The organism is Brevundimonas sp. UBA2503 (assembly GCF_002341485.1).
GTDB classification, from domain to species: domain Bacteria; phylum Pseudomonadota; class Alphaproteobacteria; order Caulobacterales; family Caulobacteraceae; genus Brevundimonas; species Brevundimonas halotolerans.
This window is the reverse complement of the sequence record NZ_DDOD01000008.1, coordinates 128,271-149,464: the sequence shown is the minus strand read 5'-3', so window position 1 is coordinate 149,464 and position 21,194 is coordinate 128,271. Positions and strand designations below refer to the sequence as shown.

At 65.5% G+C, this 21,194-nt stretch carries 15 protein-coding genes and 1 pseudogene; 8 read left to right on the top strand and 8 right to left on the bottom strand.

Annotation, left to right across the window (positions count from 1 at the left end):
• Window positions 1-10: 10 nt before the first annotated feature.
• The 3 genes and pseudogenes from B4K74_RS03405 to B4K74_RS03395 all read right to left on the bottom strand — a co-directional run bounded on the left by B4K74_RS03405 (window position 11) and on the right by B4K74_RS03395 (window position 2,094).
• Window positions 11-695, bottom strand: a pseudogene (locus B4K74_RS03405) (IS6 family transposase).
• 152 nt (window positions 696-847) lie between these two features.
• The gene (locus B4K74_RS03400; RefSeq protein ID WP_286691754.1) at window positions 848-1,594 is read right to left on the bottom strand and encodes an anti-sigma factor family protein; all 747 of its coding nucleotides are present in this window, start codon (window positions 1,592-1,594) and stop codon (window positions 848-850) included.
• Window positions 1,591-2,094 carry an RNA polymerase sigma factor gene (locus B4K74_RS03395; protein ID WP_286691753.1) on the bottom strand — a complete coding sequence of 168 codons (504 nt, stop codon included), beginning with the start codon at window positions 2,092-2,094 and terminating at the stop codon, window positions 1,591-1,593. The genes B4K74_RS03400 and B4K74_RS03395 overlap by 4 nt, the downstream gene beginning before the upstream one ends.
• Before the next feature lie 90 nt (window positions 2,095-2,184).
• On the opposite strand from B4K74_RS03395, the gene B4K74_RS03390 reads away from it, so the two are divergent.
• The 3 genes from B4K74_RS03390 to B4K74_RS03380 all read left to right on the top strand — a co-directional run bounded on the left by B4K74_RS03390 (window position 2,185) and on the right by B4K74_RS03380 (window position 5,109).
• Entirely contained in the window at window positions 2,185-3,495 is a 1,311-nt protein-coding gene (locus B4K74_RS03390) for a S8 family serine peptidase (protein ID WP_286691752.1), read from the top strand.
• An 88-nt stretch (window positions 3,496-3,583) separates the two neighbouring features.
• On the top strand, window positions 3,584-4,201 hold the full coding sequence (locus B4K74_RS03385; protein ID WP_286691751.1) for a hypothetical protein: 618 nt from the start codon (window positions 3,584-3,586) through the stop codon (window positions 4,199-4,201).
• Window positions 4,202-4,491: 290 nt separating this feature from the next.
• The gene (locus B4K74_RS03380; RefSeq protein ID WP_164461941.1) at window positions 4,492-5,109 is read left to right on the top strand and encodes a transporter; all 618 of its coding nucleotides are present in this window, start codon (window positions 4,492-4,494) and stop codon (window positions 5,107-5,109) included.
• Between the two features lie 133 nt (window positions 5,110-5,242).
• Here the strand turns inward: B4K74_RS03380 and B4K74_RS03375 are convergent, their stop codons facing one another.
• Genes B4K74_RS03375 through B4K74_RS03365 form a run of 3 tightly spaced genes read right to left on the bottom strand, consistent with a single transcriptional unit; the run spans window position 5,243 to window position 10,993 of the window.
• Window positions 5,243-6,586 (bottom strand): hypothetical protein, encoded by a 1,344-nt coding sequence (locus tag B4K74_RS03375; protein ID WP_286691750.1) that lies wholly within the window; start codon window positions 6,584-6,586, stop codon window positions 5,243-5,245.
• Window positions 6,567-9,629, bottom strand: coding sequence for a TonB-dependent receptor domain-containing protein (locus B4K74_RS03370; RefSeq protein WP_286691749.1), 3,063 nt, complete (start codon window positions 9,627-9,629; stop codon window positions 6,567-6,569). Before B4K74_RS03370 ends, B4K74_RS03375 begins: the two co-directional genes overlap by 20 nt.
• Window positions 9,630-9,667: 38 nt before the next feature.
• Window positions 9,668-10,993 (bottom strand): dicarboxylate/amino acid:cation symporter, encoded by a 1,326-nt coding sequence (locus tag B4K74_RS03365; RefSeq protein WP_286691748.1) that lies wholly within the window; start codon window positions 10,991-10,993, stop codon window positions 9,668-9,670.
• 268 nt (window positions 10,994-11,261) lie between these two features.
• Between B4K74_RS03365 and B4K74_RS03360 the strand changes: the two genes are divergently transcribed.
• Both B4K74_RS03360 and B4K74_RS03355 read left to right on the top strand, forming a co-directional pair.
• Window positions 11,262-13,067 (top strand): sensor histidine kinase, encoded by a 1,806-nt coding sequence (locus B4K74_RS03360; protein WP_286691747.1) that lies wholly within the window; start codon window positions 11,262-11,264, stop codon window positions 13,065-13,067.
• The gene (locus B4K74_RS03355) at window positions 13,064-14,404 is read left to right on the top strand and encodes a sigma-54-dependent transcriptional regulator (protein ID WP_286691746.1); all 1,341 of its coding nucleotides are present in this window, start codon (window positions 13,064-13,066) and stop codon (window positions 14,402-14,404) included. Before B4K74_RS03360 ends, B4K74_RS03355 begins: the two co-directional genes overlap by 4 nt.
• A gap of 6 nt (window positions 14,405-14,410) precedes the next feature.
• Here the strand turns inward: B4K74_RS03355 and B4K74_RS03350 are convergent, their stop codons facing one another.
• On the bottom strand, window positions 14,411-16,627 hold the full coding sequence (locus B4K74_RS03350; protein ID WP_286691745.1) for an outer membrane beta-barrel family protein: 2,217 nt from the start codon (window positions 16,625-16,627) through the stop codon (window positions 14,411-14,413).
• A gap of 275 nt (window positions 16,628-16,902) precedes the next feature.
• Here B4K74_RS03350 and katG point away from each other — a divergent pair, with 275 nt between their 5' ends.
• Window positions 16,903-19,110, top strand: coding sequence for a catalase/peroxidase HPI (gene katG, locus B4K74_RS03345; protein ID WP_286691744.1), 2,208 nt, complete (start codon window positions 16,903-16,905; stop codon window positions 19,108-19,110).
• Between the two features lie 61 nt (window positions 19,111-19,171).
• Here the strand turns inward: katG and B4K74_RS03340 are convergent, their stop codons facing one another.
• Window positions 19,172-20,320, bottom strand: coding sequence for a JmjC domain-containing protein (locus B4K74_RS03340; protein WP_286691743.1), 1,149 nt, complete (start codon window positions 20,318-20,320; stop codon window positions 19,172-19,174).
• Window positions 20,321-20,403: 83 nt separating this feature from the next.
• Here B4K74_RS03340 and B4K74_RS03335 point away from each other — a divergent pair, with 83 nt between their 5' ends.
• Both B4K74_RS03335 and B4K74_RS03330 read left to right on the top strand, forming a co-directional pair.
• Entirely contained in the window at window positions 20,404-20,760 is a 357-nt protein-coding gene (locus tag B4K74_RS03335; protein WP_123287412.1) for a nuclear transport factor 2 family protein, read from the top strand.
• A gap of 64 nt (window positions 20,761-20,824) precedes the next feature.
• Window positions 20,825-21,193: a hypothetical protein gene (locus B4K74_RS03330; protein WP_123287415.1), complete on the top strand. Its 369-nt coding sequence runs from the start codon at window positions 20,825-20,827 to the stop codon at window positions 21,191-21,193.
• Window position 21,194 lies beyond the last annotated feature (1 nt).

Here is a 21,194-nt window from a genome sequence, read left to right as displayed (position 1 = left end):
CTGCCGACAATCATGCGACTGCGGCCGCCCAGGCGTTCGCCGCCTCGACTCGAAGACGCCGAAGGCTTGGTCTGCTGATCAGGTGACGCTGGATGTTGAAGGTGATGTAAATCGCCGCGTGGGTGGTGAGGAATCTCCGGGCTGAGGCTTGGGATTTGAACCCCTGCTGTTGGCGTTCTCGTCGTCGGATCGGCAGGTGGGAGTTCTCAGCTCGGTTGTTCTCCCGGAGCCGGCCCCGGCCCGTGCAGATGCCTCAGATTCAGCTGTTCCAGAACTGCGCCGTACGACGCTAGGCCGTCGGTCGTGATCGTCTCCGGATCGACCGGCTGATTGTGCAGGAGGCGGTTCAAGCGTCTGATCGCCGCCTCTGTGTGCCGCCGGCGCTGGACCACGAGGTCCAGGACCTCGCCTTCGTCGTCGACTGCCCGCCACAGATACATCCGCTTGCCGCCGATCCAGCAGACCATCTCGTCCAGGTGCCAGCGAGGCGAAGGGCCCGGCCGGCGCCGCCTCAGACGCCGGGCGATCAGCGGCCCGAACTTGATGGTCCAGCACCGGGTCGTCTCATAGCTAGCCTTGATGCCCCGCTGCGCCAGCAGCTCCTCGACGTCTCGAAAACTGAGGCTGAAACGAAAGTACACCCACACTGCGTGGCGGATCACGTCAGCCGGAAGCCGGTGAGGTTTGAACGAAATAGTCTTCGCGAAAAATCACCCCCGACAGCGGCTTACGCCGACATTGCCGGAGACCTTTTAGCGTTGGCCTGACAGCACCGACTGACAGCACCGGTGAGTTCAACGAATCCCGACGGACAGTTGCCGGACTGACAGCCCCGCTCGGCCGGCCGTCAGTTCGCGGGGACCCGATCTGTTGGCCAGCCGGCATCGCGGGCCGCTGCCTCATCGAGGGGGGCGAGTGTCTCCGCGCTCACCATCTCATCAACCGTGTCGAGCACGGGTCCGGGGAGTGCCGATCCGGCTTGTCGCACCTCCGGGCCTGCGTCCGGGACCGGAGCCATGACCACGATCTGCCATGCCTGGCCGCTCCGGCACGCCAGACCAGCCAGTCCCGCAGCGCGCGCCTCGAACGTCCGGCACCAACGCGCGTCCTGATCCTGGAAGGTCAGGCCGACAGAACGACCTTCAGCGTCTGGCCCTTGGGCGGCGAGGCGCGTGTCCAGCACCCTCAAGAGGTCGCCATCGACCACAGTTCCGCCGGGCGCCATCAGCGCTCGGGCCGCGCGGCCTTCCAGACCCGAGGCCAGCAGCATTCCGCCGACGAATGCGGCAGTGACCAGGCCGGCCCATACCGCCGTACGTTGCGGGAGGGTGAATGTGTTTAGCGCCGCGCCCGCACGGGCGACCCAGCTCGCGGGTTGCCGAGCGGCGGATATCCGGGCTGCCAGGGCGAGGTCACGCGGGTCGGCCACACAGGGAAAGGCGTCTCGGGCCACAGTGTTCAGACGCCGAAGGCTCTCCGCGCGCCTCGTCATGGAAGGGCTGGCGTCTATGAGGGCCTTGATACGGTCAGCCTCCGCAGGCGGGAGCTCTCCGTCGATCCATGCCATCAGGATCTTGTCGTCCAGCTGGGTCATCCGGAAATCTCCTGACTGGACAATGTTTCAACAAGCGCCAGCCGTCCCCGTACCAGGCGGCTCGTCAAGGTTCCGACCGGTATTCCGAGAACCTTGGCGGCCTCCGCATAGGTCAATCCTTCGATCAGCACGAGCGCGACGGCATGCCTCTGGTCGTCAGGTAGACGATGAATGGCATCGCGCATCGCCATCGCGTCGGCGCGCGCGTCCTCATCTGCGATGGACCTGTCCGGGGCTCTGTCGTCGGTCTCACTACTTGGCGAAAGTATGCGAGACCAGCGGCGTGCCGACCGACCGTGATCGATAGCGATACGTCTCATGATCGTGAAAGCCCAGCTGTCGAGGCGCGTCCCCGGCCGGAAGGTATGGCGGCTGGCCAATGCCCGCTCGACGGTCTGCTGGACAAGGTCCTGCGCATCCGCATCCTCGGACCGCACCACGCGGGCAAATCGACGGAGGCGCGGAAGAAGGTCCACAAGTCCATTCTGAAACTCGTCCAATCGATTTCCCCGGCCATGGTGGATGAAACGAGCGAACCCTGTCGTTTCATCCCATAGTATAATCATGAGGCCGCATTCCGGAGCCAACAAATGGAGGATCTGAAGATGGGCGAGCAGTTTTGGCGGGTTCTGGCCGCATTGCTGACGGTCGTCCTCATGGCGCTGTCGCCGCCTGCTATGGCCCAGATTCCGGGCTTGTCGCGGTCGATTCCATCCCTGCCGCCACTGGGCGGAGATGGCATGCCTCCCCTGGCCGACACGGACCACTACGTCCGCGGAATAGTGGACGAAGCACTGCAGGCACCGCGCCGTCTGACACGCCTCGCCCGAAGGTCCGACCGGCGGCTGGACGTCGACCCGAATGGCTGGCCCGTCGTTGCCCGTGAGATTGTGGTGATCGACCTGGGCACGCGAGCCCGGCCGACGATCTTGGCAGCCGGCTATGTGATTGTTCGCGAGGAGCGGCTGGAGGCCCTGGGGATCACCTCGACCGTGCTGGCCCCGCCCCGACGGATGTCGCTGGACGAAGCGATGGAAATGCTTGAGCAGATGAATGTCGAGGCATCCGTCGGCTACAACCATATCCACGCGCCCGCAGGAGCCATCGCCGGTTCACCCTACGGGGGCCTGGCTCCTGCAGGCGTGATGCCTGTTCGCCCTAGGCTCGGATTGATCGATTCCGGCGTAGATCCTTCCCATCCCGCGCTCGCCGGATCGCCGATCGCCCAGCGCGGGTTTGCTGGCCCACCCAGGATGGGCGCACACGGCCTCGCCGTTGCCTCCCTGATGGTTGGACAAAGTGGCAGTTTTCGAGGGGGTGCACCCGGCGAGGCCTTGCTCGTCGCGGACATCTACGGTGGACAGTCGACAGGGGGCGCATCCACGACGCTGGCGCGGGCCCTCGACTGGCTCGTCTCGGAAGGCGTCCCGGTCATCAACATCAGTCTCGTAGGGCCGCGCAATGCCCTTGTAGAACGCGCCATAGCAAGGGCACAGGCTCTGGGGGTGACCATCGTAGCCGCCGTGGGTAACGACGGACCTGCCGCCGCCCCACTGTATCCGGCCTCGTACCCCGCCGTCATCGGTGTGACCGCCGTGACAGGTCGCAACAGCGTCCTTCCGGAAGCGGCCCGAGGGCCTCAGGTCGACTTTTCCGCGCCCGGTGCCGACATGGCCGCTGCGACGCAAGCGGGCGGATGGACCACGGTGCGGGGCACCTCCTTCGCCGCTCCGATCGTCGCCGGAATGCTGACGCGTACCACCCGTGCGACTCTCGCAAGAGACGCGCTGGACCTCGGCTTGCCCGGCCCGGATCCGGTGTACGGCGTCGGCCTGGTCGGCAGCGCCTCCCGCACTGAGCCGCGGAGTGTCGGGGCTCGCGGCCGCCTGCGCCTGCAATAATTTTTTGCGCGTAACGGGATGAAGTCGCCTGGTCCGCTCGTTGGACCTGTTGATGGCGGGATTGACCGCGATTTGCAGGAGACAGACGATGAAAAAAGTAATCATGATGGCCACGGTTGCTGCCGGCCTCGCGATGGCAAGCGCATCGCACGCGCAGGTTCTGGGCGGCTCCGGCGGCCTGACCGGCGGTCTGGGCGGGACCATCCAGCCCGGCGGTGTGTTTGGCGGAGCCGGCTCGATCGGTGGAAATCTGGGCGGCGTCGTTGATGGTTCTCGCGCGGTAGGGGCCCCGACCCGGGCCCTGTCGCGCGCCGAGCGCCGGGCCGCTGCTGCTCAGGAACGCGCAACGAGCGAAGTGGAAAGTGGTCTCGCCCGTGTGGAGAGCGCGGCCGCTCGTGTGCAGGACGAAGCGGGAACGATGACGACGGACGTTTCCGGGCGCGCGGCAGGCGTACTTTCCTCAGCGGCGTCAGAGCTCAACTCTGTGGAGGCTGATGCCACCGGTTCGCTGGACGCGGTCGCGACCGGGCGCGTCGAGGATTCAGCGCAGGGCGACCCCACTCCGGTGGTCGCTGACGACCGGTCGCGTCGCCGCGCACGCGTCAATCTGGATGCCGACGCATCCGCCTCGGCGGCCTCGGATGGTGACTCCACGTCCGCGTCGGCAGGCGCATCGGCCAATGCTCGCGCCCGCATTGACGACTAGCCCACGACCGGCGCCCGGCCCTGGCCCCGCAGTGAGACTGCCCGGCCGGGGCCAGATGCCGCTTGTCCATCGAGGACGCGCAGGTTCGCGAAACGGCCTGCCCTTTGAAACTCCGCCCTTTCAGGGAGACTTCCTTGCCCCACTCCAGCTCCGTTCGTATTTGTCTGGTCCTGATCGTTACGCCCCTGTCAGGACTGGCGACAACCGCTGTCGCCCAGGTTCGATGGGAGGCGTCCGCCAGCGTAGAATACACGACGGGATCGTACGGTGGCACAGAGGCGACAGAGGTTGTGTACGCCCCCCTCAGCGTAAGTGCGGTCGCATCCCGCTGGAGATTCGCCGCCGCTCTTCCCTACGTTCAGTTCGAGGGCCCGGGGGGAACAGTCTCCGGCGGAGTCGTTGTGCCTGGCACGGGGCCCGTCGTCAGGCAAAGCGGACTTGGTGACCTCTCCGTCGGCGCAGCCTATCAACTGGTCGAGCCCGTCCTCGGACGCACGCAATGGGAGTTGGCCGCGGCCGTAAAGATTCCGACGGCAGGCGAAAATCTGGGCACGGGTGAGGCAGACTACAGCCTGCAGCTCGGGGCGCGCCAACCTGTTTCTGACCGGTTCACTCTGGTCGCCAGCGTCGGCTATACGTGGCTGGGTGATCCGGCGGCCTTTGAGTTGCAGGACGGTCCGACCGCGACCGCCGGTGTCAACTTTGCCCCTGCGCAAGGCCGGAATCTCGGGGTACAGGTGTCTTACAGGCACCCGTTCCAGAACGGCCTTGAGCCCCAGACCGTCCTCAACCCTTATGTCCGGTCGGACTTCTCGAACGGCTGGTCCATCACAGGGTATGGCACGGCGGGGCTAACCACCAGTTCCCCCGACTACGGGGTCGGGCTTTCTCTGGGCCGATCCTTCTGAGCGCCCTCTGCCGCAATCGCTGTCAGTCGCTGAGTGGAAGACCCTCGCCGGGTAAGATCTGCGTCCCCTGCCCTACCTGCGGTGAGTAGAGACAAGTTAGCGTTAGACTGACAGCACCGCCATCGGGGGCCGATCAGCGGCCGTTAGCTGTTACGAAGAGGCAGGAGCGCCGGGGGTGTTCCGCAAGGCAGGCCCCCTGAAAGCCAGCAGGATCCGGTCGCTCGCCGGTGTCGATCCAGCGCTCAAGAGCGGCAAGCACCGTCAGATAGCCAGCATCTTGCAGCTTGCTGTGCTGGTCCTCATCGGTGGCGGCCTGCACCAGCAGATGCGAGCGACCGGCCAATGCCACGGTCTCGGCATAGGCGGCCTCAGCTCCGTAGAAGACCGTCGGGTCGTAGAGGGCATGCAGCGTCACCGTCGGCGCCACGATCTGGCCGGTCAGGTCGGCGTCATGGGCCAGCAGGGCCACCGCCTCCGGATCTGCGGTGAAGCGCTCGACCCCGGCATTCAGGGCCGCGTCGTCCGAAGAGCCGCTGTAGACCGTGCGGCTGTTGTCGAAGGGGTTGCGTCCACCAAGGCGCACCTGCACCAGGTCCTGAAAGGTGAAAGTGGCCCAGTTCATATGGGCGATCAGCTCATCTTCCTCGAGACCCGTGACGGCCAGGATGTCGCGCTTCCTGCGGGTCTGCTGGGCGGTACGGTCCCGACCCGACAGGCCGATGCCGGTGCAGTCGACGATCCGGCGGCGCAGCTCGGCCCGGGTCATGCGGGCGCCCGCAGGCAAGCCCTGCCAGACGGGATACTGGGGATCGGACGGCGCCGGGTGATTGCCACAGACGTACTGATAGACAGCCCGCAGGTCAGCCCGGAACTGATAGGCCTTCGTGCCGCCGTTCAGCACGCCGTTGGTCAGCAGCACGCCATCGTAGGTGAGCGTGCCTGCGTCGTCGAGGCCGTACAGTTCCGCCGCCTTGGCCGCGACATTGCCGCCCCACGACTGGCCGTGCAGCAGGGTGCGTTCCGGCCGCCCGAACAGGTCCCAGAACACGGTGCGGCTGCGGTCGACGTCCTCGGCGGCCGAGCGGACGCCATAGCCCCCGCGTCGGTACGACGACCCGATCCAGGCGTAGCCCTGACGTACCATGACCGAGAACCGATCGAGGTCTTCCAGCGAGTCCTCGCGTTCGGGCTCCCCCATGCGGGGTCCCCCGTGGGCATGGACGACCAGACGCCCGTTCCAGTTCTCGGGTTTGGCAATGATCAACCAGGCCCCGGCCTCATCCTGCAGCGACAGACAGGTGACGCCGGCGCCGACCGAACGGGGGCAGTCGATCGCGGTCGTCGTGGCGATCGGATCAGGACCCGTCTGCGCCGAAACAGGGGCGCAGCCGAACGCCAGCCCGGCCGCGAGGGCCGCCAGCCCGGAGAGAAGCCGACGGCCCGTTTGCGGTGTCAGGTCAGAACGACTTCCGGACATTGACATACCAGTATCGGCCCCAAGGATTATGGACCGAACCGCGATAGCCGCCGTCGGCAAGCGACGGGCCCTCATCGGTCAGGTCGCGCACGCCGATGCGGACGCGGGTTTCATCGGGGAATTCATAGTCGCCATAAAGATTGGTGACCAGCTGGTCCTCGACCAGGAAGGGTTCACCCGAGGTGCCCAGCAGGCCGGGCTGCTCAAAGTCACTGATATACTGGGTCGACACACCCGCGCGCCACGGACCCTTGCGCCAGGTGAAGGTGGTGCTGACCCTCCATTCCGGGCGCCCGTTCTGACGGATCAGGTCACTGGAGTCCGGCAGGGTCGTACCTGCGTTGATGGTCCCGGCCTCGCGGGCCGCGTAGAGCTCATTCACGATCGGACCGGGATCACGGGTAAACTCGGTCAGCTGGCTGGCGTTAATCGTCGCAAAGAACGAGCCCCAGGCCGTGCGGCGCAGGGACCAGTTGATCCCGAAGTCGAGGCCGCCGACCGTTTGCGGCTGCAAGTTGACAAACCGGTCGCTGACCGAGGTCGCCTCGCCGGCCACAGTCAAGAAGGTGCCGTCGAACAACAGGACATCATCGGGATCCGGCGCGGCGCGGGTTACCAGCGGGTTTGATCCACCCCCGACCCGAAGCAGATAGTCGAGAGCCAACGCCGTCTGAACGCCCAGAAGCCCGACGATCTGCTCCTGCTCAATGGTCCAGCGGTCGACCGTAAACGTGAACTCGCCGAGATATTCCGGGATGAAGCCGGGCTGCAGCACCAGACCATAGGAGGTGTTGACGCTCTCTTCCGGCTCCAGATCCGGATTTCCCGCGACCAGCAGAGACAGGCCGGACGTGTTGTGCGGACAAGCGGCGAAAGAGGCGATCCGCCCGGCGCGCAGGTCGGCCTCGCAGCGAATATAGTCGATCCCGCTGCCCAGACGCGCGTACTGGGTAGCGTTGGTCTGTTCCAGGTTCGGCGCCCTGAAGCCCTCGGAATAGGAGCCCCGGACACGCACTCCCGGCACGATGTCCCAGGCAGCCGCGATCTTGGGCTTGGCCACCGAGCCAAAGTCCGAATAGTGCTCGAACCGGCCCGCCAGCTGAACATCCAGCTGATGGATCAACGGTATGTTCATCTCGGGTGAGACGAGGGGAATGGCGAACTCCAGATAGGCGGAGCCGACGGTCCGATCGCCATAGGTGTCCGGGTTGGGGCTGACGGCCGAGACGTTCGACAGGCTGGTCACACCGGTGACCATGTCGGTGAACGTGAAGGTACCGTCGAGATTGGCGTCCCGGTCGTCCTCCTGGGTCTCGTGACGGACCTCGAAGCCGAAGGCAATGCCGACCGGTCCCGCCGGCAGCTCGAAGAAGTCCCCGCGGGTCAGCTTCAGGTCGGCCAGGGCGAGGGTCGTCCGCGAGACGCGCTGGAGGTCCATTACAATAGCGTTGATCGCGGTCTGGCTGCTGGGGGAACAGTCGCCATAGCTGGTTGTAGCGACACAGCCGCCGCTGAACGGATTGTAGGCATCGGGCGTCGACAGGGCCAACTGCTGCTGCAGGAGGGTCCTGTTGATGTTGGGCGAGGTGTCCTCGGCCTCGGCTTCCGAATAGAGCATGGCGCTTTCCCAGTCATAGCCGCGCCATTCGCCGCGCACCCCGCCCAGGAATCGCAGCTGGCGATTCTCGACTTTCACGGTCTGGAACCCCGCATCGACGAACCGATAGTTGGACATCAGCACCGGCAGGCCGGTCGTCGGCACATTGGTCAGGCCCGGCAGGCGATTGGGGTTAGCGGCACCGCCCGCAAAGGTCACAGGACCGAACGGGTTCCAGTAGTTGCTGGCCGGGATCCAGAGACTGTTGAGGTTGATCACCGGAGGCTGAACTGCCTCGCTGCTCGCTGAATAGTAGCCGATCTCGAAAAAGGCTTCGACATTCGCCGTCAGCTCACGGTGCCCTGTCAGGAACAGGTTCAGCCTTTCCACCGTGGGGCGCACCGTGGTCTCGTGGCGGGTGTCGTATCGCAGTTCACGATGGGTGGTGTTAAAATTGTGATTGCCGCTGTTGATGCAGATGCCGCGACCGACGTCCACGCCGCAACCGAAGCTGGCAGGCTGGAACCGGAAGGTCCCGGATGAGGTCGTGACCGCCGTGCCGTTCGACCGGATGACCGGCCGCGACCCGACGCTGAGGCGAGCCCAGGGTGTATGCGACGACCGGCCATCCAAGGCCGTAATTCCGGCGAAATCGGGGTAGTCGTCGAACAGGAGACGCAGGTCATCGGTGGAGGTGAAGTCCTGATCCGAGGCCCAGAGTGCGGTACGGTCCGTATAGTTGACGAACAGCGAGATATTGCCCCGGTCGAAGTCCCGGCCGGCGAAGACATTGATGTCCAGCTCGCTCATGCGGGTGCCCTCGGCCCCGCCGTAGCGCGTGCTGATGGTCAAGCCGTCGAAGTCGTCCTGAAGAACCGTATTGACCACCCCGGCCACGGCGTCCGCGCCATAGATGGCCGCGGCCCCGTCCAACAGGACCTCCAGACGGTCCAGGCCACCCACCGGAATGGCATTGGAGTTGTAGCTGATCACCGGGACAGTGCCGGTGTCCGATGTGCCCTGGCTGGTCGGGTGCGCGACCAGACGGCGACCGTTCAACAGGACCAGGGTGTTGCCAACGCCGAGCGAGCGCAGGTTGACCGAGTTGACATCCCCGCGCGCAGCATTGCTGGTCTGGGGGTTGTTGGAGGCGTCGAACAGGACATCGCCCATCTGTGGAATGGTGCGCATCAGTTCGTCACCAGACACCGCTCCGGTGGCGTCGATCTGCTCCTGATCGACCACCACAACCGGCAGGGCAGCCGTCGTCCGGCCCCCCCGGATGTTCGAGCCGACGACCACGATGTCATCGACCTGGGTGACGGGGGCGTCTTCGGGGTCCTGCGGTGTTGCAGGCGCAGACTGGGCAAATGCCCCGGTCGCAAAGACCGATGCGGTCAGCAGGGCCGTTCCGGCCATCAGCCACTGGCGTTTCGTATTGGACATGGTTTCCTCCCTCGATTTTCTTGTTTTCTTCGGCGGTGTCAGTCGTCCGCCAGAACCAGATCGTCTCCCGGGCCGGCAGCGGGATCGGGCGCAGCGGCCAGCGGCTGGGGCTTGCCGTTCAGCGCCAGGGCCAGGGCGTCGGTATCCAGCGCCTTTTCCCAGCGGGCCACGACGACGGTGGCCACGGCGTTGCCGATGAAGTTGGTCAGGGCCCGGCACTCGCTCATGAAGCGGTCGATCCCGAGGATCAGCGCCATGCCGGCCACCGGCACATCGGGCACCACCATCAGCGTGGCCGCCAGGGTAATGAAGCCCGCGCCGGTGATCCCGGCCGCGCCCTTGGAACTAAGCATGGCGACCAGCAACAGGGTCAGCTGCTGCCAGATGGTCAGGTCGATGTTCAGCGCCTGCGCAATGAACAGGGCCGCCAGCGTCATATAGATGTTGGTGCCGTCCAGATTGAACGAATAGCCGGTCGGCACGACCAGGCCGACCACCGACTTGGCGGCCCCGGCCCGCTCCATCTTGGCGATCAGACTAGGCAGTGCCGCTTCCGAACTGGAGGTGCCCAGCACCAGCAGCAGTTCTTCCTTCAGATAGCGGATCAGCTTGAAAATCGAGAAGCCGTTGGCCCAGGCGACAAGCCCGAGCACGCCCACCACAAAGACCAGCGAGGTCACATAGAAGGTGGCGATCAGGGCTGCCAGATTGGCGATCGAGGCGATGCCATAGGCGCCGATGGTAAAGGCAAATGCCCCCAGCGCCCCGATCGGCGCAGCCTTCATGACGATGGCGACCAGTTTGAACACCGCGAGGCTGGCAGTCTCGAAGAAGTCGATGATCGGCTGGCCGCGGTCCCCGATCAGGGCCAGGGCGATGCCGAACAGGATCGAGACGAACAGCACCTGCAGGATGTTGCCCGAGGTGAAGGCCCCGAACAGGCTGTCGGGGATGATGCTCATCAGGAAGCCGACGATGGTGCTCTCGTGGGCCGCCTGGGCGTATTGCGCGACCGCACCGGAATCGAGGGTGGCAGGGTCAATGTTCAGCCCGTCCCCGGGTCGGACGACATTGGCCACCGTCAGGCCGATGATCAGGGCCAGGGTCGAGAAGACGAAGAAATAGCCGAAGGCCTTGGCCGCCACCCGACCCACACGACCGATGTCGCGCATGCCGGCAATGCCGATCACAATGGTCAGGAAGATCACCGGCGCGATCACCATCTTCACCAGCTTGATGAAGGCATCGCCGAGCGGCTTCATGCTTTCGCCGGTCTCGGGGAAGAAGTGGCCGATCAGGCCGCCCACGGTGATCGCCACCAGCACCTGGAAGTACAGATGCTTCCAGATGGGCTGGCGGTGCACGGACGCACCTTGCTCGTGATGAACCTGGATCAAACCTCAACCTCCCTCGACGGATCATTGTCCGCGCTACGCCCACGTGCCGTTCGTCGGCATCGCAGGACGCCAGTATCGGAACCGGCAAGACCGATCGGCAAGCCGGGGCCCACATCGCGTTAACGCTATGGTTTTGCTTGATTCTTGTCCGCCTCTCGCCAAGAATATCCTGCAATTGTGCGGATTTACACACAAGCGCGCTGGTCATTTGTGCGAAAATCCGCATTGTTGACCGATGATCCGATCCCGCCTGTCCGAGACGATTCAGTGGCGCCTGTTCGCAGGCGTCTGGCTGGTCGTCGGCGTGCTGGCGATTAGCGTGGCCGGATGGCTGGCCCGCATGGATGCCGAAGCCGCTACGCGCGGGCAGGCGGAAACCGCCGCCGTGCTGCACGCGGCCGTCCTGACGAGCGAACTGGAACGTCAGCAGGCCGTACCCTCGGTCCTCGCTGTCGATCCGGAGCTGCTGGCGCTCGTGACCGCACCCTCAACCGGGCGCCGTGATCGGCTGAACCTGAAGCTGGAGCAGCTGGCCGGAGAGGTGCGGGCCGCCGCCCTCTATGTCCTGGATGCGGACGGCACGGCGCTGGCGGCCAGCAACTGGCGCGAGCCGACCAGTTTCGTGGGGTCAAACTATCGCTTTCGTCCCTACTACATCGAGGCCATGCGTTATGGTGAGGCGGCCTTCTTCGCTCTCGGCACCGTCAGCGGCAGGCCCGGACTGTACCTTGCACGCCGCATTGATCGCGGGGATGGGGCCCCCGCCGGCGTAATCGTCGCCAAGGTCGAGTTCGACGCCCTGGAGCAGACCTGGCGCAACGCCGGCGAGCCCACCTATGTCACCGATGCGGATGGCGTCGTCCTGATCACCACGACGCCCGAGTGGCGGTTCCGCACGACCCGGCCCCTCAGCGAGGCGCGGCGTCGGCAGCTGGCCGAGCAACAGACCACCGGCGAGCCTCTGCAGGACATGCCCTTCACGACCTCGGAGTCCGGACTGCTGCGGGTCCAGCGTGACGGTGCATCCCGGCTTTATGCGCACGAAACCGACACGAGTATGGGGCTGGGCTGGACGCTGCATCTGCTGTGGCCTGCCGATCAGATGATGTCCCGGGCGGTCGGAGCCGCACGCATTCTCGCCGGGCTGAGCATTGCCCTGCTGGCCGGTCTGACCGGCATCCTGCTTCGCCGCCGCCAGAGGGCCAGCAACCGGGCAATCGAGGAAGAAGCCGCGCGGGCTGAACTGGAACGACAGGTCGCGCTGAGAACCACCGAGCTCAGTGCCGCCAACCAGGCGCTCAGTCATGAGATGGAGGAACGCCGCAGCCTGGAACTGAGCCGTCAGGTTCTGGAAGACGAGCTGGTTCAGGCCAACAAGCTGGCGACCGTCGGTCAGATCGCCGCCGGAGTCGCGCACGAGATCAACCAGCCGATTGCGGCCATCCGCACCCATGCCGACACCGCCGGAGTCTACCTCGAGCGCGGCGACCACGATGCGGCCCTGCGGAGCCTGGCGTCGATTTCCGGCCTGACCGAGCGCGTCGGGACCATCACCGACGAGTTGCGGGCCTTCTCCCGGAAGACCCGGTCAGAGGTGGTGGCGGTCGATGTGGAAGAGGCCATCGATGGCGCCCTGTTGCTGGTCGCGGCGCGGCTGCGGGAACGGGGCATCTGGCTGGACCGCTCGGCCCTGTCCCCGGGCCTGAAGGTGAAGGCCGAACGAAACCGGCTGGAACAGGTCGTGCTGAACCTGCTGCAGAATTCCATCGAGGCACTGGAGGGTACCGCCACACCGACCATCGCCCTGTCATCGAAACGGGTTGGGCGAAAGGTCGTAATCCGCCTGACCGATAATGGACCCGGGTTGCCAGAGGATGTGCGCGAGCGCCTGTTCACCCCCTTCGTCACCAGCAAGGCGTCGGGCCTCGGGCTGGGGCTGGTCATCAGCCGCGATATCGTCGCCGGATTCGGGGGCGAGCTGTCCCATGAACCCTCACCGGCCGGGACCGTATTCCAGATTGCTCTGGCGCATGCACCATGAGCTTCAGCGCCCTTGATCGCGTCGCCCTCGTCGAGGATGACGCCCCGTTTCGCGATGCTTTGGCCGAACGCCTTGGGCTGGCGGGCCTCAAGGTTGCGACCTATGCCTCGGCCGAAGCCGCGCTCAAGGTCGTGGGCGCCGGGTTCGAGGGGGTGGTGGTCACCGACCTCAGAATGCCCGGCATGGACGGCCGCCAATTCGCCGATCGGCTGACCACGCTCGACCCGGACCTGCCCGTCGTGCTGATCACTGGCCACGGCGACATCGCCGACGCTGTCGAGGCGATGAAGCGCGGGGCCTATGACTTTCTGGCCAAGCCATTCGCGCCCGAGCGCCTGATCGAGACCCTGAGACGGGCACTGGAGAAGCGAGCTCTGATCCTCGACAACCGCCGCCTCGCCACGCTGGCGGCCGAGACGGAACAGTCGATCCCGCTCAGCGGCGAGAGCACGGCCATCATCGCCCTGCGCGGCGCCATCCGGCAACTGGCCGATGCGGAGGTGGATGTGCTGATCGAGGGGGAGACCGGATCGGGCAAGGAGGCTGTGGCGCGTGCCATCCACAATGCGGGCCGAAGACGGCCCAAGCCGTTTGTCGCCGTGACCTGCGCCGCCCTCACCGAAGCGGGGGTCGAGGCTCAGCTGATGGGCCAGGACGTCGGCTATGCCAGCGGCGTCACCCGGCGACGCGAAGGTCAGGTGGAACAGTCCCATCAGGGCAGCCTGTTTCTGGACGAGGTCGATCTTGCACCTCGACAAGCCCAACTAACCTTGCTGCGGGTGTTGGAGGAGCGCGAGGTGCTGCCACTGGGCGCCACCGAGCCGCGCGCGCTGGACCTGCGGGTGTTGGCCGCAACCCAAAGCGACCCCGCCGAGGCCGTCGCGCGCGGAGACCTGAGAGAAGATCTGTATTACCGCCTGAATGTGGTCCGGCTGCGCGTACCGCCGCTGCGGGAGCGGGCAGACGATGTGCAGATGCTGTTCGCCCGCTTCCTCGCCCGCGCCTCGGCCCGGATGGGTCGGCCCCTGCCGCCGATCAATCACGCCGTGCGCCGCCGCCTGATCGAGCACGACTGGCCGGGCAATCTGCGCGAGCTGTCCAACTTCGCCAATCAGGTGGCGGTCGGCCTGTCCGACAGCCCGCCCGATAGCAGACCGCAGGACGGTCTGGCCCAAAGGGTCGCCCGCTATGAAGCCGAGCTGATCCGCGAGGCCCTCAGCAACCATCGCGGGGACATCCGCAAGGTCACGGCCACACTCCGCCTGCCGCGCAAGACGCTCTACGACAAGATGGCCCGGCACGGCATCCAGCCGGCCGACCATCGCGACCGGGACTGAACAGTCCTACTGCGGAACGCCGGGCATGCCGAAGTCGAAGGCCGGCTCCTGACGGCGCGGGCTGCTGCCGAAGGTGTAGGTCAGGCCGATATAGTAGGTCGGCTCGCTGAAGCGGACGCGGCTGCGATCTTGGAAGTCAGGCGTGTCCGTGATCGCGGTGATCTCGGCCGTGTCCAAGATGTTGGTCCCCGTCAGCACCATGCTGAAGCTGTCGGTGAATTTGCGCCGATAGCCGATGTTCAGCATGCCGAACGAGCTCCGCTCGCTCTGGGCCTGGATTTGCTCGCCAACATAGAAGCCATTCAGCTGGAAGAAGTCGGTGTCCGTCGGGGACCAGTTTATCGAGGCGCGGGCGGTGCCGCTGGTGCCGCTGCGCTCGATGCCGCCTGCGATGCCCGGGATGCTGATGTCGTTCTGGAAGACGGTGCCCGAGGCGTTGTAGGTCACCTTGGAGCCAAAGCGGCCATTGACGATGAACTCGACACCGGTGCGCTGGCTCTCGCCCAGGTTCTCGCGGGTCGTCAGAACGACGCCGCCGCCGATATCCTGCGAGACATCCGTCACGCCACCGCTGCTGTCGCGATAGAAGGCCGTCACCGCATAGAAGGTCGGGCCTTTGCGCAACTGCCAGGTCAGTTCGAACGAGTCGGTGATCTCGGGCTCAAGATCCGGGTTCCCGCGCCGCAGGTTCTGGGGGTCGATATAGACGGTGTAGGGATTCAGGTCCTGGGGTGAAGGACGGCTGATCCGGCGGCTGTAACCCCCGCGCAGACGCTGGCTGTCGGTCATCTGATAGCCGAAGTTCAGCGTCGGATAGGCCTTCAGATAGTCGCGCTGGACGGAGATGGAGTCCGTGATCTGGTCCAGTTGGAAATCGACCTGCTCGACCCGCAGCCCCGCCTGGACGTCCAGATCGCCGAACGGCCGCTCATAGGTGACGTAGGCGGCGTGGACCCACTCTTCGTAGTCGAAGCGGTTGGTCAGGGCCGCGATCGGCACAAGGCCGGCCTCATCGGGACCGCGCGAACCGAAGGAGTCAAACGCGTCGATGTCCAGATCGCCCTCATAGCCGATCTTCAGCAGGCGTCGGTCACCCATCGGACGGGTGTAGTCCAGCTTGAAGCCGTAGGAGTCGCTCTCGTTGTCGCTGCCGGTGCGCTGCAGGAAGTCGGGCTCGCCCCCGATCTCGGTGGTCGAGGTCAGGTCGAGTTCGCGTTCCGACGTGCTGGCGTCCACCTCGAAATCAGCGGCCAGTTCGTGCTGGTCACCCTCGAACTTGCGGCGCCAGGACAGACGACCCCCGACGTTGCTGTTCGAGAACCCGCCCGTCTGCAGGCGCTCATAGCGGTCGCTGACCGTGCCGTTGCCATCGGCCCGCTCAAAGACCTGCAGTCCGTCGTTCTCGGCGTCGAAAGCGCGATAGCTGAGCTCGCCGCTGATCCGGTCGCGGGCATTCAGGTCGTAGTCGGCACCGATGCGCGCATTGCCGAAGGTATTGGTGTTGCTGCCCGTCGATACACTGTCTTCGACGATGGTGGCCGCCGGCGTCGCACCGGGCCGCAGTCGGCTGGACTCGCTTTCGACATCGCTGACGTTGTGGCGAAGGCCGATGTCACCGGACAGGGTCAGACCGTCCTTGGTGCGGCTGCCGCTCAGGGACAGGTTGCCACGCTCTCCGCCGTCCCAGGACGCGCGAACGCCGACGGAGGTAACAGAGGGCTGGGCTGTCCGGGTGACCAGATTGATGACGCCACCGCTACCTTCGGGGCTGAAGGCCGCCGAGGGGTTGGTGATCACTTCCACCCGCTCGATCTGGCTGCCCGACATGGCCTGAAGCACATCGGCACGTGAGGCGCCGCGCAGCATCGCCGACGGGCGTCCGTCGACGAGGATGGTGACATTGCCGTCGCCGCGCAGGCTGACGTTACCCTGGAGATCAACCTCGACACCCGGGACGTTACGCAGGACATCCGCGACCGATCCGGTCTGGGCCTGCACATCGTTCGAGACATTGTAGATCATCCGGTCGGCCGCCGTGATGATGTCGGTCCGCGTGCCCTGGACGAGGATCTCATCGACCTCGGTCGCCTCTTCCTCGGCCTCTTCGTCCTCGGCGGTGGCGGGCGGATCCTGATCGGCATCCTGCGCAAGCGCGGGCGCGGCGGCGAACAGCACGCATCCAAAGAGAAGCGCCGATGTCATCAGCAGCGTACGGTTCGACATGTTCAGCCCGATCGAGAGGAGGTCGCCGCGCGGGACGAAGCGAATTCGTCTTTGGCAACAGAGAGGTGCTTGCTTGCGCGTTATCACGTCGCCGGGCCGCGACAAGTTAAATCGGGGACAGGTTGAGGGCTATGCCGTGTTCCCGACCGATCATAAGCATAATCTATCTCCAACATCAGAAAATAGTCTTAGCCTATTGCCGGGGGTTTGATACCTTGGTGGATCACGTCCCCGGACTCACACCGGGGCTCAATGAATCCCCGGGAGATCAAGGCATGGACGGAAACGCAGGCGACCCCCTCAGCGACCCCAAGAAGGAACGCGGCGCGCTGCGTTCGCTTCTGGGCCGCACCAATCGCGACTGGTGGCCGAACCATCTGGCCATCGACATCCTGCACCAGCAGGGCCGGACCGGCGATCCGATGGGCGACGAGTTCGACTACGCCGAGGCGTTCAAGAAACTGGACTACGCGGCAGTCAAGCGCGACCTGCATGCCCTGATGACCGACAGCCAGCCCTGGTGGCCGGCGGACTATGGCCACTATGGCCCCTTCTTCATTCGCATGGCCTGGCACTCCGCCGGCACCTATCGCACGGCGGACGGGCGCGGCGGCGCCGGCGCCGGCCAGCAGCGCTTTGCCCCGCTGAACAGCTGGCCGGACAACGGCAATCTGGACAAGGCCCGGCGCCTGCTGTGGCCGATCAAGCAGAAGTATGGTGCCAATCTGAGCTGGGCGGATTTGATGATCCTGGCCGGGAATGTCGCCATCGAGTCGATGGGCGGGCCGGTGTTCGGATTCGGCGGCGGCCGCGCCGACGTCTGGGAGCCCGAAAAGGATGTCTATTGGGGCACCGAGGAAAAGTGGGTCGGCGAGGAGGGCAATGAGACCCGCATCCAGCCCGACAAGGACATGGCGCTGGAAGAACCGCTGGCCGCTATCCAGATGGGCCTGATCTATGTGAACCCAGAAGGCCCCGGCGGGGTGCCGGACGCCCTGCAGTCGGCCCGCGACATCCGCGAGACCTTCCGTCGGATGGGGATGAATGATGAGGAAACGGCGGCCCTGACGGCGGGCGGTCACACCTTCGGCAAGGCCCACGGCGCGGGCGATGCCTCCAAGGTCGGCACCAGTCCCGAAGGGGCCGACATCGCCCAGCAGGGCATGGGCTGGGTTTCGGGCCACGAGAGCGGCATGGGCGACCACACCATCACCTCGGGCATCGAAGGCGCCTGGACCCCCACCCCGGTTACCTGGGACATGACCTATTTCGACATGCTTCTGGATCATGACTATGAGCTGATCCGCAGCCCGGCTGGCGCCAAGCAATGGCAGCCGGTCGGCAATCCTGACGATACCCTGGCCCCGGCAGCGCACACGCCGGGCAAGCGGGTGCCGACGATGATGACGACCGCCGACATGGCGTTCAAATTCGACCCGGAATACCGCAAGGTCATGGAGAAGTTCCGGGCTGATCCGGCCTATTTCGCCGACCAGTTCGCCCGCGCCTGGTTCAAGCTGTGCCACCGCGACATGGGGCCCAAGGCCCGCTACCTCGGCCCTGAGGTCCCGGCCGAAGATCTGATCTGGCAGGATCCGATCCCGGCCCATACGGGACCGACCCTGTCGGGGGCTGACATCCGCGACCTGAAGGACGCGATCGCGGCCTCGGACCTGTCGATTGCCGACCTGGTTCGCACGGCATGGGCCTCGGCCTCGACCTATCGCGGGTCGGATCACCGCGGCGGCGCCAACGGCGGTCGCATTCGCTTGGCCCCGCAAAAGGACTGGGACGTCAATGAGCCCGAAAAACTGGCCCGGGTGCTCAAGGTCTATGAGGATATCAAGGCCAGCTCGGGCAAGAATGTCTCGATCGCCGATCTGATCGTTCTGGGTGGTTCGGTCGGTATCGAGAAGGCCGCAAAGGCTGCCGGCCACGATATCGAGGTGCCCTTCACCCCGGGCCGGACCGATGCCTCGCAGGAGCAGACCGAGATCGAGGGCTTCCACTGGCTGGAACCTCGCGCCGACGGCTTCCGCAACTATCTGCAGGTGCGGTTCAACGTTCCGACCGAGGAGCTGCTGATCGACCGCTCCCAGCTGCTGGGCCTCACGGCGCCTCAGATGACGGTTCTGGTCGGAGGCCTGCGGGCTCTGGGCATCAACCACAAGGACTCGAAGGACGGCGTGCTGACCGATCGCCCCGGCCAGCTGACGAACGACTTCTTCGTCAATCTGCTGGACATGGGCACGGCCTGGAAACAGGTGGACGAAAGCTCGGACGAGACCTTTGTTGGCACCTGCCGCAAGTCACACGAGCAGAAGTGGACCGCCACACGCACCGATCTGGTGTTCGGCTCCAACTCGCAGCTGCGGGCGCTGGCAGAAGTCTACGCCTCAGCCGACGCAGGCCAGAAGTTCGTGCGTGATTTCGTGGCTGCCTGGGTTCAGGTGATGAATGCGGACCGCTTTGATCTGAACTGATCCTGCGGCTCGAACCGACTAAAAGACACCCGGATGCAGGCCACTGCGTCCGGGTGTTTCTTTACGTCCCGGCGACCGGCTTGAGCGCGCCCGCCTTGACGGCGGCCTCGACTGCCGCGCGCAGGTCCGCCTCGGGAACGAAGTCGAACTGGGCGATCATGTCTTCCAGCACAAAGCGCGGCTGGGCCATGGCCCACTCCATGGCGACAGATGCCGGGCCGCGGACGGCAGGCGGCATCAATCCCGTCGGGCTGTAGCGCGTCAGCGATATCCGCTCCGGCAAATGATAGTCTGACGATCGCCCCATCAGCCGCTGCTGGGTCATGGCGATTTCCCGTGCAAAGGCTGGACTGGCCGACAGCGTGGCCAGCCTCTGACCCAGATCCGCCAGTTGCGCGGCCAGCGGTTTGCCGTCCCCCTGGGTCGCCGGCGGCAGCCAGGCCCGGAACGCCGGATCCTGCATGGCCGCCGACTCCAGCAGACGGAACAGGATGCGTCCGTAAAGCGGCGTGACGGACAGCGTCACATGCAGTGACGGCCCGTCCACTGCCAGGGCGTCGTGGTACCAGCCGCGCGGAATGTAGAGGACATCCCCTGGCCGCATACGGACTTCCTGCATGATCGGACCGCAGGCCGAGGCCAGATAGCGGCGAACCTCCTCGCCCTCGCCTGGATAGTCGATGGGGTCAGACTCGCGGTTTCGATACAGCCGCCAGATCTTTTCGCCCTCGGTCTGCACAGCGAAGACGTCATGGGTGTCATAGTGGGGACCGAACCCCTGCACCCCCTTGAACGAGCAATAGACATTGGCTGCCACCGAGGCGGCATAGGTGCTGCTCAGGGTGTCGCAGATTGCCCGCAATCCCGGCGTCAGCGCCCCGACGTCATTGGCGATGACCGTAGCCCCCATGGCCATCATGACCTGCACTCTGGCCGGGGACGGTCGCACGACAGGCCCGGACATGGTCTGGACCTCGGCGCAATAATTCTCCGCCGGAAGCTGGTTGCCGCTATGGACCAGTTGCAGGGTGGAATGGGTCCAGATCGAACTCTGGGACAGCAGGCCGTTGAAGGTGTCCCAGTCCAGCAGGGCGCGACGGGCGTCCCCCGTCTCGCCCTCGGCCGGAATGTGCAGCGGCGCTCGACCCTCGACCTCGGCCCGAAAGCGGTCGACGGTGACGGGATGGATCATGTCAGCAAGAGTCGGCATACCAGACGCTAGCGCCGCCTTACTTGCCTGTCGATCTGACCGGCCGGTCCGCGGTGCGGAATCTCACACGGAGGCCTCCCGCTTTGGCGCTCACCGCCCGCACCCTCATCGAACAGTCCCTGGCGGCCATAGAGATGGGCGATCACGATGTGCTTGAGGCATGTCTGCACCCGGAGGTGATCTATCGCCGACCTGGCCAACCGATCCTGTCAGGACGCAACGCCGTCATCGACTACTACCGTCGCCACCGCAGCGCCAAGACCTCGCAGATTCTGGTCGATGAGATGGTCTGCGAAGGCGACCGCGTGGTCGCCATGGGACTGGTGGAAGGGCGTGGCCACGACGGCGCCCCCATCCACGAACGCTTCGCCGATGCCTACCGGATCGAGGACGGCCTGATCCGCGAGCGCACCACCTACTTCTTCCGACAGGGATTCTGAGGCGGATTGCCACGGGCGTGCCCCGGAGTCAGAATGAGGGCGCAGCTTCGGGAGGACGAGACCCATGCGACTGGCCTTGACGATTACCGGCGCGATTCTGGCGACCGCGATGCTGGCGCTGGCCACACCTGCCTCGGCCCAGTCCGGCGCGCCTCCGACCGCTCAGCAGGCCAGTGGCGGCGCCATCGGCCGCATGAGTTCCGACGACCAGCTCCGCCGTCGTGAGGGCGACGAATATCGCGCCGGGGTGGAAGCCCAGCAGATGACCGTCGAGGAGGCCGAGGCGCAATATGGCGCGGACCGCGTGGCCCTGGCCGAGCGGGTGCAGGCGCTGATGGATGCGGGCCAATGCACCGAAGCGCGCCGGGTGGCCAGTGAAGCCGGTGAACGCGCCATGGCCCTGCGCGTGCGCCAGACCTGCCGCCGACGGTAGG